Origin of the sequence: Pantoea sp. Seng (assembly GCF_009829935.1) — a bacterium.
GTDB classification, from domain to species: domain Bacteria; phylum Pseudomonadota; class Gammaproteobacteria; order Enterobacterales; family Enterobacteriaceae; genus Pantoea; species Pantoea communis.
The window spans coordinates 147,030-160,428 of sequence record NZ_SZZV01000012.1 but is presented as its reverse complement, the minus strand read 5'-3'; the positions used below and the strand labels follow the sequence as shown (position 1 = coordinate 160,428).

General features: G+C 54.1%; 11 protein-coding genes. 7 read left to right on the top strand and 4 right to left on the bottom strand.

What is annotated here, in order from left to right; translation table 11 throughout:
• Nucleotides 1-166 precede the first annotated feature (166 nt).
• On the bottom strand, nucleotides 167-733 hold the full coding sequence (nudE, locus tag FD737_RS14460; protein WP_160833815.1) for an ADP compounds hydrolase NudE: 567 nt from the start codon (nucleotides 731-733) through the stop codon (nucleotides 167-169).
• 397 nt (nucleotides 734-1,130) lie between these two features.
• Between nudE and FD737_RS14455 the strand changes: the two genes are divergently transcribed.
• The 5 genes from FD737_RS14455 (at nucleotide 1,131) to pckA (ending at nucleotide 7,194) form a co-directional block, all read left to right on the top strand.
• On the top strand, nucleotides 1,131-3,272 hold the full coding sequence (locus tag FD737_RS14455; RefSeq protein WP_160833814.1) for an intracellular growth attenuator family protein: 2,142 nt from the start codon (nucleotides 1,131-1,133) through the stop codon (nucleotides 3,270-3,272).
• Between the two features lie 51 nt (nucleotides 3,273-3,323).
• The gene (gene yrfG / locus FD737_RS14450) at nucleotides 3,324-3,992 is read left to right on the top strand and encodes a GMP/IMP nucleotidase (RefSeq protein ID WP_038644273.1); all 669 of its coding nucleotides are present in this window, start codon (nucleotides 3,324-3,326) and stop codon (nucleotides 3,990-3,992) included.
• Between the two features lie 13 nt (nucleotides 3,993-4,005).
• The gene (gene hslR, locus FD737_RS14445; RefSeq protein WP_160833813.1) at nucleotides 4,006-4,407 is read left to right on the top strand and encodes a ribosome-associated heat shock protein Hsp15; all 402 of its coding nucleotides are present in this window, start codon (nucleotides 4,006-4,008) and stop codon (nucleotides 4,405-4,407) included.
• 25 nt (nucleotides 4,408-4,432) lie between these two features.
• A complete protein-coding gene (gene hslO / locus FD737_RS14440; protein ID WP_097119377.1) occupies nucleotides 4,433-5,305 on the top strand; it encodes an Hsp33 family molecular chaperone HslO in 873 nt (290 codons plus the stop codon).
• Between the two features lie 269 nt (nucleotides 5,306-5,574).
• Nucleotides 5,575-7,194 (top strand): phosphoenolpyruvate carboxykinase (ATP), encoded by a 1,620-nt coding sequence (gene pckA / locus FD737_RS14435; RefSeq protein ID WP_160833812.1) that lies wholly within the window; start codon nucleotides 5,575-5,577, stop codon nucleotides 7,192-7,194.
• Nucleotides 7,195-7,338: 144 nt separating this feature from the next.
• Here pckA and envZ read toward each other — a convergent pair whose 3' ends face one another.
• Together envZ and ompR are read right to left on the bottom strand one after the other, a co-directional pair.
• Nucleotides 7,339-8,697, bottom strand: coding sequence for a two-component system sensor histidine kinase EnvZ (envZ, locus tag FD737_RS14430; RefSeq protein ID WP_160833811.1), 1,359 nt, complete (start codon nucleotides 8,695-8,697; stop codon nucleotides 7,339-7,341).
• Nucleotides 8,694-9,413, bottom strand: a complete 720-nt coding sequence (gene ompR / locus FD737_RS14425; protein ID WP_001157751.1) for a two-component system response regulator OmpR — start codon at nucleotides 9,411-9,413, stop codon at nucleotides 8,694-8,696. Before ompR ends, envZ begins: the two co-directional genes overlap by 4 nt.
• A gap of 514 nt (nucleotides 9,414-9,927) precedes the next feature.
• Between ompR and yjbE the strand changes: the two genes are divergently transcribed.
• On the top strand, nucleotides 9,928-10,170 hold the full coding sequence (gene yjbE / locus FD737_RS14420) for an exopolysaccharide production protein YjbE (RefSeq protein WP_097119379.1): 243 nt from the start codon (nucleotides 9,928-9,930) through the stop codon (nucleotides 10,168-10,170).
• 123 nt (nucleotides 10,171-10,293) lie between these two features.
• Here the strand turns inward: yjbE and greB are convergent, their stop codons facing one another.
• Nucleotides 10,294-10,782, bottom strand: coding sequence for a transcription elongation factor GreB (greB, locus tag FD737_RS14415; protein WP_160833810.1), 489 nt, complete (start codon nucleotides 10,780-10,782; stop codon nucleotides 10,294-10,296).
• A gap of 204 nt (nucleotides 10,783-10,986) precedes the next feature.
• Between greB and FD737_RS14410 the strand changes: the two genes are divergently transcribed.
• Nucleotides 10,987-13,317, top strand: a complete 2,331-nt coding sequence (locus FD737_RS14410) for a Tex family protein (protein WP_160833817.1) — start codon at nucleotides 10,987-10,989, stop codon at nucleotides 13,315-13,317.
• Nucleotides 13,318-13,399: the final 82 nt, after the last annotated feature.

The window sequence follows — 13,399 nt, the reverse complement described above, 5'->3', positions numbered from 1 at the left end:
ATAATGGCGATGGCGCCAGGGCTGGTGCTGCCGGAAAGAAGAGTGCGGCATTACCCAAGGGCGGTAAAAAAGAAGCCGCAACGTTATCCGCTGCGGCCTCCATTAAGATCTTAACTGACAAGCATTAGGCGTATTCGCCGGCTTTTTTATTGCGCACTTGTCGTATTCAGTAGGTCAATCGTCCCTGCTTCACCAGCCACTCACGCACCAGGAACAGCGCACTGACATTTCTGGCTTCGCCGAAATCTGGCTCGTCCAGCAACGCCAATAGGTTATTGAGCGGCCAGCGGTGTACAATCAGCGGTTCAGGTTCATCCCCTTCCAGCTTCTCTTCATAAAGCACTTCTGCCACCACAATGTTCATTTTGCTGGAGAAGTAAGACGGAGCCATAGTGAGTTTACCCAGCGCTTCGAGTTTTCGGGCACCAAAGCCGGCTTCTTCTTTTAACTCACGGTCTGCGGCTTCAAACACGCTTTCGCCTGGGTCAATTAACCCCTTAGGAAAACCCAACTCATAGCTTTCCAGCCCCACGGCATATTCCTGAATCAGGATCACATCATCACCCAGAATCGGCACAATCATCACCGCTTCCCGGTTGGAAGGTTTCATACGCTCATAGACACGGCGTGCACCGTTACTGAAAGCGAGATCAACCGCTTCAATAGTAAACAAGCGGGAGCGGGCCACCGCTTCCACGTTGAGGATGTCAGGTTTTTTCATTGGAGTTTTCATATCAGCCTCAAACTTAGCACAGCCATGTGAATCGCGATGACGCCAGCATACCGAAGCCCGCAGCAATGTGCGACACGCAGCGCAGGGAAAGCATCGTGACACACATTTGCTTACGCCTGCTAACAACTTATTGTTATCTATACACTTAAATTTTCACAATAAGTCAATGGGGTTTTGTTAAATTCAGAAAATACCGATATTTAATTGAGTGTCCTGTGGTTAACATCCCGTTAAGGAATAATCTAATAAATTATAATTCAATGATTTTGCGCGTTATTTTATCTGAGTTTTTTCTTGTAAGAATGACTTCTGCTCGCCAAAATTGACTGGTAATAATGGTTCCATCGGGAGCACATCGTAAACGTGAAGGCAGTTTTTTGGCTGGATTGAGCAAAGCATGAGCACTTTTATCACCATTCTGGCTGTCATGCTGGCCTGCTCTCTGATAGCAGGAATAGGTTATTGGTACGCTATGCGGCATCGTCCGCCGTTGGCGAAACCGCTGCCGTTTATAAGCCCCCCCTGCCGCAAACTCACTGATGAAGAACGTCATGCTGTTGAAGCGTACATTGCGTCCCTGGCGAAACAGCAAAAACAGAGTACTGCCCGCTCCTCAAAGAAGTCGCGTGAAACCGAATCCCTGACGCTCACGGCGCAGAGCAGCAATGTTTATCCTGTCACACGTTCCATCACTCGCTATGGCCTCTCAACGGATGATGCGCATCAATGGCGCTACTACCTCGATGAAGTGGAAGTGCATCTGCCACCGCTGTGGGAGCAGTACATTGCGGAAGAGAATTATGTTGAGCTGATCCGCACTCAAACGCTGCCGCTGGTGATCTCACTCAACGGTCACTCGTTAGTAAACTATGCCGTAGAACAACCCGCCTTGCCGCCGCTGGTGCGCTCAATGTCGACCAACGCCTCTATTCGTAAAGAGGAGAGCGAAAATGTCGAGTTGCTGCAAGTGCGTAAAGAGTCGCCGGAAGAGTACCGTCTATCGCGGCCGGATGGCACGCGCGAGGCCATTGTTATCTGCTTTGCCTTCCTGCTGTTCTTCCTCAGCCTGGTGCTGCCCGGAAGCCTGATGCTGTGGATTGCCCTGTCAGCCTGCGCAATGATTGCGGTTAGCTTGTGGTTCCTTTACCGCTTCCCGGGTGAAAAAGGGCTGCGCGATGTGCACTGCTTGCGCGGAGCACCGAAACGCTGGGGCCTGTTTGGTGAATCCAATCAGGAGCAGAGCAATATCTCGCTGGGCATTATCGATTTAATTTATCCCGCCCACTGGCAACCCTATGTGGCGCACGATTTGGGCCAGGTGACGGATGTCGACATCTATCTGAATCGGCAAGTGGTGCGACAGGGGCGTTTCCTCTCCCTGCACGATGAAGTTCGCAACTTCCCAGTTCAGCGCTGGCGCAAAAATCTGGTGCTGGCATGTGGTTCGCTGGTGCTGCTGGTGATGCTCTTTACCTGGATTCCGCTCAGTATGCCAATCAAGCTCAGCCTCGCATGGGTAAAAGGCACCGAAAGCATTGAAGTGAATAGCGTGGATAAACTCAACGCCCTGCCGCTGCACATCGGTGACAACCTGAAGGTGAGCGGAACCGGCATGTGTTCCGTACCGGGCAACTATCAAAGCAATCGCAGCTATGCGTATATGCCGTTCGATTGCTCAGCCATTTACTGGAATAACGCAGCACCTCTGCCGCAGCCGCAGTCGGATATCATCGATAAAGCTGCCGCTCTGCTTGATACCACCACACGTCAGCTGCATCCGGAAACCAACACCGATCCGAAACTCAACCCACAGCTCGCCTCCGCGATACAGAAATCGGGCATGATTCTGCTGGATGATTTCTCTGATTTAGTGCTGAAAACACAGGATCTGTGCAGCCAGCAGCAAGATTGCGTCCGGCTGAAAAATGCCCTGGTGAATCTGGGCAATGCTAAGGATTGGGATTCACTGATCCACCGCGCAGATTCCGGCAAGCTTAACGGCATGAACGTGCTGTTACGCCCGGTCAGTGCGGAAGCGCTGGAGAACCTGGTGAATACCGCGACCTCGACCTTCTTCTCGCGTGAAACCCGTCGTGCAGCAGAAAATCTGAATAGCCCACCACCGGGCGGCTTCCTGATAGTGAGTGATGAGGGTCGTCAGATGGTGAATCAGCCACAGCCTTCCGTGTCGCTGTTTGATCTTGATGCACCATCGCAATGGCGCGAATTGCAACGCATGTCCGGCATGCTGTTGCACACGCCGTTTGCTGCCAACGGCATCATTACCAGCATCACCACTGACGCTAACGGCACACGCCACATTGCGTTACACAATGAACCGGATGCGATGGCGCAATGGCGATACCTCGGTACCGCATTATTGATGCTGGTGCTGATCCTCTGCGGCGTCACCAATGGGCTACTGGCCCTGCGACGTATGCATCGTAATCGCCTGCGCATGGTGGAAATTCAGCAGTATTACGACAAGTGCTTCAATCACAATCTGAGCACTATGCAGAGCGTGCGCTCACTGTTCTGAGCCCTTCCCTTCTGTGCTACCCTGTCGCCCTATTTTTTAGGGCGAGAGAGTATGACGATGACGCTAAACTGGTCCGGGATTGATACCGTGCTGCTGGATATGGATGGCACGCTGCTCGATCTCGCCTTCGACCGCCATTTCTGGTTGGAACACGTTCCTGAAACCCTGAGCCGCGAGCGTGATATCACGCTGGCCGAGGCACATCAGCTGATTCAGCAAAAGTATCAAGCCGTAGTGCATACGCTAAACTGGTATTGTCTTGATTACTGGTCGCAAGAACTGGCCTTAGATATCCGCGCCATGACATGGGAAAAACGTCACCGTGCCGCCATGCGCGAGGATACGTTGCCGCTACTCCAGGCACTACGTGCTGCGGGTAAACGCACCATTTTGCTGACCAATGCGCATCCGTACAACCTCGAGGTAAAGCTGGAGCAAACCGGTTTGGCTCCCCACCTTGATTTATTACTTTCTACCCATACCTTTGGGTATCCGAAAGAGGATCCACGTCTCTGGCAGGCCGTTCAGCAGCAAACTGCATTCGATAGCGAGCGCACGCTGTTTATTGATGACAGCGAAGCGATCCTCGATGCGGCGGCACGCTGGGGCATTCGCTGGTGTTTAGGCGTCAGCAATCCGGATTCCGGTCGGCCCGATCAATCTTTCCAGCGTCATGCTGCAGTGCGAGACTATCGCCAGTTGTGTGAAACGCTGCGTTAAAGCAGGAGCCGCAATGAAAGAAAAAACCAGCGAAGGTGTCCGCCTCGATAAATGGCTGTGGGCTGCACGTTTTTATAAAACGCGCGCGCTGGCTCGCGAAATGATCGAAGGCGGTAAAGTGCATTACAACGGCCAGCGTAGCAAGCCGAGTAAAACCGTGGAATTGCATGCCGAGTTAACGCTGCGTCAGGGCAACGATGAGCGAACGGTAGTGATCACCGCCATTGGCGATCAACGTCGCCCTGCTACTGAGGCGCAAGAGATGTATGCGGAGACCGCCGCCAGCATTGAGAAGCGTGAAAAAACGGCGCTGGCACGCAAAATGAATGCTCTGACCATGCCGCACCCCGATCGCCGCCCGGATAAAAAAGAGCGCCGCGATCTGATGAAATTTAAATTGTCGGGCGATGAATAACCGTCGCCCCAACGAGAGAAACACTATGTCTGTTCAAGATCAACTGCACCGTTACCTGTTCGAAAATGTCGCCGTTCGCGGCGAGCTGGTCAACGTATCCGAAACCTGGCGTGAGATTGTCAAAAACCACGACTACGCCGAACCGGTGAAAAACCTGCTGGGTGAATTGCTGGTCGCGACCAGCTTGTTGACCGCAACGCTGAAATTTGATGGCGACATCACCGTTCAGTTACAGGGCGATGGTCCACTGACATTGGCGGTGATCAATGGCAACAACAAGCAGGAATTGCGTGGCGTTGCACGCGTGAAGGAAGATGCCGTCATCGCGCCGGGCAGCAGCCTAAAAGAGATGGTGGGTAACGGTTATCTGGTGATTACCATTTCACCAGAAAAGGGGGAGCGTTATCAGGGTGTTGTTGGTCTGGAAGCCGATACGCTGGCTGGCTGCCTGGAAGATTACTTCATGCGTTCTGAGCAGTTGCCAACTCGCCTGTTTATTCGTACCAGCGATAAAGGCGCCGCCGGTATTCTGTTGCAGGTACTGCCTGCACAAGAGCCGAGCCAGGATGATTTTAATCATCTGGCCACTCTGACCGAAACCGTGAAGAGCGAAGAGCTGATTGAGCTGCCCGCGACGGATGTGCTGTGGCGCCTGTATCATCAGGAAGAGGCCACGGTGTTTGATCCGACCCCGGTCAGTTTCAAATGCACCTGTTCACGCGAGCGCTGTGGCGAAGTACTGAACACACTGCCGGTTGAAGAAGTGGACGAAATCCTTGCAGAGGATGGCAAGATCGATATGCACTGCGACTATTGCGGTTCGCATTATGTTTACGATGCCGTAGACATTGCTGCGATTCGCAATGCACCTACAAATAACAGCGATCAATTGCACTAATTCCCCTACGGGCGGCATCGCCGCCCGCATTTCTGTCAGGAATTAACCCATCAACTTCCGCGTAATTTAACTAACTTACACTGACTTTAGTTTCTTAACTGGCAGAATTCACTGCTTGTCACGTTCCAGCTCGCATTTTTAACTCTCTTCACTTTTACGCCCTGCTCAGACGTGTACACTGCGCGCGATCTGCCCTGTCCGGCCATGCACGACAGGACGCAGACCCCCTCATAAAAATGCTATGAAGCATCGATCTAAGGAGCAGCCACATGCGCGTTCACGGCCTGACATCGCAAGACCTTGCCGCTTTGGGCATTAGCGGCACCACAGAAGTGGTGTACAACCCTGACTTTGATACGCTGTTTCAGGAAGAAACTCGCCCGGAACTGGAAGGTTATGCGCGCGGCACCCAGACGCAAAGCGGCGCCATTGCCGTGGATACCGGCATCTTTACCGGACGTTCGCCAAAAGATAAGTACATCGTGCGCGATGACACCACGCGTGACACCTTGTGGTGGAATGATGTCGGCAACGGTAAAAATGACAACCAGCCGTTGTCGCAGGAAACCTGGCAGGCGCTGAAAGATCGCTGCACCGCACAACTCTCTGGCAAACGTCTGTTTGTCATCGACGCTTTCTGCGGTGCGAATCCCGACACCCGCCTGAGTGTGCGTTTTGTGATGGAAGTCGCCTGGCAGGCGCATTTCGTCAAAAACATGTTTATCCGCCCTGATGAAGCCGAGCTGGCCTCCTTTAAGCCGGATTTTGTGGTGATGAACGCCGCGCAATGCACCAACCCGGACTGGCAGGCTCAGGGTTTACACTCTGAGAACTTTGTCGCCTTTAACCTCACCGAACGCATGCAGCTGATTGGCGGCACCTGGTACGGCGGCGAGATGAAGAAAGGCCTGTTCGCCATCATGAACTACCTGCTGCCGCTGAAAGGCATCGCGTCAATGCACTGCTCGGCGAACGTGGGTAAAGCGGGTGACGTCGCGGTGTTCTTCGGTCTTTCTGGCACTGGCAAAACCACACTGTCCACCGATCCCGATCGCCAGCTGATTGGCGATGACGAACACGGTTGGGATGATGATGGTGTCTTCAACTTCGAAGGTGGCTGCTACGCCAAAACCATCAATCTGTCGGAGAAAGCTGAGCCGGAGATCTATCGCGCCATCCGCCGTGATGCGCTGCTGGAGAACGTCGTGGTGCGGGCAGATGGCAGCGTTGATTATGCTGATGCCAGCAAAACTGAAAACACGCGCGTTTCCTATCCCATTGAGCATATTGAAAACATCGTGCAGCCGGTATCCAAAGCGGGCCATGCGCAGCGCGTGATTTTCCTGACCGCTGATGCCTTTGGTGTACTGCCGCCGGTTTCGCGCTTAACGCCAGAACAGACCCAGTACCACTTCCTGTCGGGCTTTACCGCCAAGCTGGCCGGTACCGAGCGCGGTGTCACTCAGCCCACCCCGACGTTCTCAGCTTGCTTCGGCGCGGCCTTCCTGACGCTGCATCCAACGCAATATTCCGATGTGCTGGTGAAGCGCATGGAAGCAGCGGGAGCTAAAGCGTACCTGGTTAACACCGGCTGGAACGGCAGCGGTAAACGTATTTCACTGAAAGATACCCGCGCTATCATCAATGCGATTCTGGCGGGTGAGCTGGACGACGTAGCGATGGAAACACTACCGGTATTTAACCTGCAGATGCCTGCGACCCTGGAAAAATTCGATGATGCGATTCTGGATCCACGTCGCAGCTGGCCGGATGAAGCCGCGTGGCATGAGGCCGCGCAGGGTCTGGCGCAGCGTTTTGTCACCAACTTTGAGAAGTATACCGATAACGATGCCGGCAAAGCGCTGGTTCAGGCTGGCCCGCAGTTGTGAAGTGAATGAGCCGCCAAATGGCGGCTCATTGATACTCAGTCTTAAGCGGCGTGATTTTTCAACTGTGGTGCTGAGGGCTACGCAGCCAGTCGCGGATGCCTGCAGGCGAAACAGTCATCGCTCCACATTTATCTGAGCGAAGCGTTAACTGTGATGCGTGCTGACTAACGCCATACCGTTATTCTCCGGTATCGGCAACCACGCGCGAATGCGCAATCCGCCATGCTCGCTCTCACCTATCTCCAGCGAGCCTTCATGCGCGTCGATAATACGCTGCACAATCGCCAACCCTAAGCCGGTGCCACTGGTGCTGCGTGCGCTATCGCCACGTACAAAAGGCTGGAACAGATGCTGAAGCTGATCGGGCTTAATACCCGGACCATCATCTTCCACCTGGAACCAGGCGCGATTCAGTTCCTGGCCGCTGCTGACTTTGATCCAGCCGTTGCCATAACGCGCGGCATTCACCACCAGATTCGCCACGGCACGCTTAATCGACAGCGGATTGATATCCAGCATCAACTCTTCCGGCATCACCGCATTCTCAATCTCACGCTCATAGCCGCTTTCCGCCGCCACCACTTCACCCAACACACTGTTGAGATCGGCGCGCTCGGTCTGCATCTCCTGCCCGGTGCGCAGATAGTCGATGAACTGCTCGATGATGGCGTTGCACTCTTCGATATCTTTATTGATCGACTCGGCCAGATAGCCATCCTGTTCACTCATCATCTCGGTGGCGAGACGAATGCGTGTTAAAGGGGTGCGCAAATCATGACTGACACCCGCCATCAGCAGCGTACGGTCATCGGCAAGCTGTTTGACGCCCGCCGCCATCTGGTTAAAGGCTCGCGTTACGGAACGCACTTCCGATGCGCCATACTCACGCAGCGGAGGAGGAATGATGCCTTTACCGACCTGAAGCGCTGCATGCTCCAGGTCGACCAGGGGTCGGTTCTGAATGCGGATAAACAGCCAGGCACCGCCGATCGCCAGCAACATAATCGCCAGGGTGTAGCGGAACAGTGGCGAGAAATCGCCCTGATGGATTTCAGTCAACGGCACACGCACCCAGATGTCTGGCGACAACCAGGTTTTCAGCCAGACCACGGGGGAATTCTTGTTAACCTCGACACGGACATCGGTCGGGCCACCCAGCTGTTGCGCCATCTGCTCGCTAAGGAATTCGTAATGCTGTGCCCAGCGCAGGCCACTCTCTTCTGCCGCTGCGTTGGTGTACAACGAAATACCCAGTTCACGATAAATTTCACGCCGGAAGGCAGGTGGCACTTCCAGTTGCGTGCCATCTTCCAGCTGCAGTCGATCGGTCATCAACATACGCACTTCGTAAGCGAGGACTTTATTGAACTGCTGCAAACTTGGAAGAATGGCGAAATTCAACACCACCAGATAGGTCGTTACCAGGCTGACGAACAGCAAGGTAACGATCAATAACAGGGTGCGGGCAAACGAACTGCGAGGAGAGAAGCGCAATCGCCTCATGCTTTACTGCCGTCCGGAACGAAGACGTAGCCAAGACCCCAAACGGTCTGGATGTAGCGTGGATGCGCCGGATCTTCTTCTACCATGCGGCGCAGACGGGAAATCTGCACGTCGATAGAACGTTCCATTGCACTGTATTCACGACCACGCGCCAGGTTCATCAGCTTATCGCGTGATAACGGTTCGCGCGGATGGCTCACCAGTGCTTTCAGCACTGCAAACTCACCGCTGGTCAGCGGCATTGGCTCATCTTCACGGAACATTTCACGCGTGCCGAGGTTCAATTTGAACTTACCGAAGGCGATAACCGCTTCTTCCTGTGAAGGCGCACCTGGCAATTCATTGGCCTGACGGCGCAGCACGGCACGAATACGGGCCAGCAGTTCACGTGGGTTAAACGGCTTCGGAATGTAATCATCAGCGCCGATTTCCAGCCCAACGATACGATCCACTTCTTCGCCTTTTGCCGTCACCATAATGATCGGCATCGGGTTGCTCTGGCTGCGCAAACGGCGGCAAATGGACAAGCCATCTTCGCCTGGCAACATCAGATCCAGCACCATTAAATGGAATGATTCACGAGTTAGCAGACGATCCATCTGCTCGGCGTTGGCGACACTGCGCACCTGAAAGCCCTGCTCGGTGAGATAGCGTTCGAGCAGTGCGCGCAAACGCATATCATCATCGACGACCAGAATTTTGTAGTTCTCTTGCATTGTTCAACTCCCAAAGGCGCCATTGCCTGAGTCAATATTGTGTAAAAAAGATGCCTGCATGTGACAGTTATTAATGGTTTATATTCTAGCCGAAATTGTTACAAAGCATATTAAACAGCAGCTTATATTTAATTTAAGCCCTGAAATGCGCGTTGTCTCCCGCTTTTTATCGGGGCTTTCCAGCCGCTTAGCGCTAATCCGAAAATTTACGCGGTTTTCTTTTCGAAAATGGATCACAGGGCCGAAGACCGCTCGTTATCACAGCATTTGGGGCCATTTGGCTTAAGTCGACAGGCCAGAATCATTCGATGGGCGATCATTCGCAGCATAATATCTGGCTCTTTTCGTTTTCAGTGCTCATCTGCTCTCGGAACAATACGCATCTCGCGCCAGATAATGCCAGTGTTAAATAAAGTCTGATTAATCAGACAGTAATCAGCACTTTCTTCCTGCACAACGATCTCAGAAACTGCAAGGGTTCCTGCTGATATTGCGCATCTTTGGAGAGAAAAAAATGAAAAAAACTGCGGTCTTGCTGAGTGTACTGGTGCTGGTCAGCCTTTCTCAGGCTCATGCGGCCACCAGCGCGGGTGAAGCGGCGGGAGCCGAGGCCTCCACTACCGCCAAAGGCAATTCAGACGCGATGGGTGTGGGTGCCGTGGGTGCACTGTTAGGGGTGGCACTGGCAACCATGGGCGGCGGTGACAAAGGCACCAGCAGCACATCGACCACCACCGCGACAACGCCAGGCAAATAATCCAAATCTTTCAGGCGCGGCAATGCTGCGGCGCTCCCCCCTTCTACGCCAGCCCATTTCGCCACCGGAGAATAAGTTGCACCCAAGGCTTTTTTACCCAAGCCATTATTCTCCGCCTCTTTTTTACTCTGGGTTCTTCACATACTCGATGCAGTTAACAAACCAGACTTTCTGTCCTTCCGGCGTATTCACCACGACTTCGTCATCCACCTCTTTTTTGATCAGCGCACGGGCCATCGGTGAATCAATGGAGATGTAATCCTTAACCGCATCGCCATAGATTTCATCCGGCCCCACAATGCGGAATCTCTTTGCATCACCCTGTTCATTTTCCACCTCAACCCAGGCACCAAAGAACACCTTTCCTTCCTGTTGCGGCGCATAATCGACAATTTTCAGATCGGCGAGGCATTTGCGCAGATAGCGCACACGGCGGTCTATCTGCCGCAACAGGCGCTTGTTGTAGGTGTAATCGGCGTTTTCTGAACGATCACCAAGGCTGGCCGCCCAGGAGACAATTTTGGTGATTTCCGGACGCTTCTCGTTCCACAAATAGTCGTGTTCGGCACGTAATTTGTTATAGCCTTCGCGGGTAATCAGTTGGGTTTTCATGACGTCTACTCGTGATAACAAGGTATCGTTACTGCAAAGAGGCCAACAATAAGCGACTACTTTGCTCTCAGCAAGGTGTGCACAGCGATGTGCGCGCTGCATTCAGAAAAAGACGGATTCACCTGTCCCCGGCTGGCAATTTGCCGCCCCAATCCGTATAACTGTCCCCTGTTTTCCAACCCTGTGTAAGCATTGTTAATGATGATGAAAGATTCACTGAGCCAGATTATCGCAAGTGAGCTGAAGGCTCGCGCCGACCAGGTTGACGCCGCTGTAAGCTTGCTGGATGAAGGGAACACCGTGCCGTTTATCGCACGTTATCGTAAGGAAGTGACCGGTGGGCTGGATGATACCCAGTTGCGTCAGCTGGAGAGCCGCCTTGGCTATCTGCGTGAGCTGGAAGATCGCCGCCAGTCAATTCTGAAATCCATCGACGAGCAGGGCAAACTCACCCCAGAACTCGCCACGGCCATCAATGGCACGCTGAACAAAACTGAATTGGAAGATCTGTATCTGCCTTATAAGCAGAAACGTCGCACGCGTGGGCAGATCGCCATCGAAGCGGGCCTGGAGCCACTGGCTGAAACGCTATGGAGCGATCCTTCTCAGGAACCCGAGTCATTGGCTGCAAGCTATGTGAATGCGGATAAAGGCGTCGCCGATGTGCGCGCAGCGCTGGATGGCGCACGTTATATCCTGATGGAACGTTTTGCCGAAGACGCCACGCTGCTGGCAAAAGTGCGTGATTATCTGTGGAAAAACGCGCATCTGGTAGCGCGTGTGGTGGAAGGTAAAGAGGAAGAAGGCGCGAAATTCCGCGACTACTTCGATCACCACGAACCTCTCAGTACCGTTCCTTCTCACCGTGCGCTAGCGATGTTCCGTGGTCGCAATGAAGGCGTGCTGCAACTCTCTCTGAACGCCGATCCACAATTCGAAGAAGCGCCGCGCGAAAGCCACGGTGAAACGCTGATCGCCGATCACCTGCAACTGCGTCTGAACAATGCTCCGGCAGACAGCTGGCGTAAAGCGGTGGTGAGCTGGACCTGGCGCATCAAAGTGCTGCTGCATCTCGAAACCGAACTGATGGGCACCATTCGCGAACGCGCAGAAGATGAAGCGATTAACGTATTCGCCCGCAACCTGCACGATTTGTTGATGGCGGCTCCGGCAGGCATGCGCGCCACCATGGGCCTCGATCCGGGCCTGCGTACCGGCGTGAAAGTCGCCGTGGTGGATGCCACCGGCAAACTGGTGGCACATGACACCATCTATCCGCACACCGGGCAGGTGGCGAAAGCCGCATCGGTTGTGGCAGCACTGTGCATCCAACACCAGGTGGAGTTGGTGGCGATTGGTAACGGTACCGCTTCACGTGAAACCGAGCGTTTCTTCCTCGACGTGCAGAAGCAGTTCTCGCAGATCAACGCGCAGAAAGTGATTGTCAGTGAGGCTGGTGCATCGGTCTACTCCGCATCGGAACTGGCCGCGCTGGAATTCCCGGATCTGGATGTTTCCATTCGCGGCGCCGTCTCCATAGCGCGTCGCTTGCAGGATCCGCTGGCCGAGCTGGTGAAAATCGATCCGAAATCCATCGGTGTCGGCCAGTATCAGCATGATGTGAGCCAAAGCCAACTGGCGAAGAAGCTGGATGCGGTGGTGGAAGACTGCGTAAACGCCGTCGGCGTGGATCTGAATACCGCTTCAGTCGCCTTGCTGACGCGCGTGGCAGGCTTAACCCGCATGATGGCGCAGAACATTGTCACCTGGCGTGATGAGAACGGCCGCTTCCAGAATCGCCAGCAGTTGCTGAAAGTCAGCCGTCTTGGGCCAAAAGCTTACGAGCAGTGCGCCGGCTTCCTGCGCATCAATCACGGCGATAACCCGCTGGATGCCTCCACCGTGCACCCGGAAGCTTACCCGCTGGTCGAACGTATTCTGGCCGCGACTGAACAGGCGCTGAGCGAGCTGATGGGCAATCCGGGTGGGTTGCGTGATCTCAACGCGCGCGACTTCACCGACGAGCGTTTTGGTCTGCCAACCGTCACCGACATCATGAAAGAGCTGGAAAAACCGGGGCGCGATCCCCGTCCGGAGTTCAAAACCGCGCAGTTTGCCGAAGGCGTGGAAACGCTGAACGATCTACTGCCGGGCATGATTCTGGAAGGCGCGGTCACCAACGTCACCAACTTTGGTGCTTTCGTGGATATCGGCGTGCATCAGGATGGTCTGGTGCACATCTCTTCACTGTCAGACAAGTTCGTCGAAGATCCCCATCAGGTGGTGAAAGCGGGCGATATCGTCAAAGTGAAGGTGATGGAAGTGGATATGCAGCGTAAGCGCATCGCCCTCACCATGCGTCTTGACGAACAGCCCGGCGAGAGCAATGCGCGCGGCGGCAATAATCGCAGTAGCGGCAAAGAGAATGCACGTCCCGCCGCTAACAGCAAAGGACGCGGTAAACCTGCCAATGCACCTGCAGGTAACAGCGCGATGGGTGATGCGCTGGCAGCAGCATTTGGCAAAAAACGCTAACGCCCAGCCCTGAATAACGCGCGGAGACAGCTTCGCTCCGCGCGTACACATTTGATAAATCCTCTCATCCGTCTACGCTGAA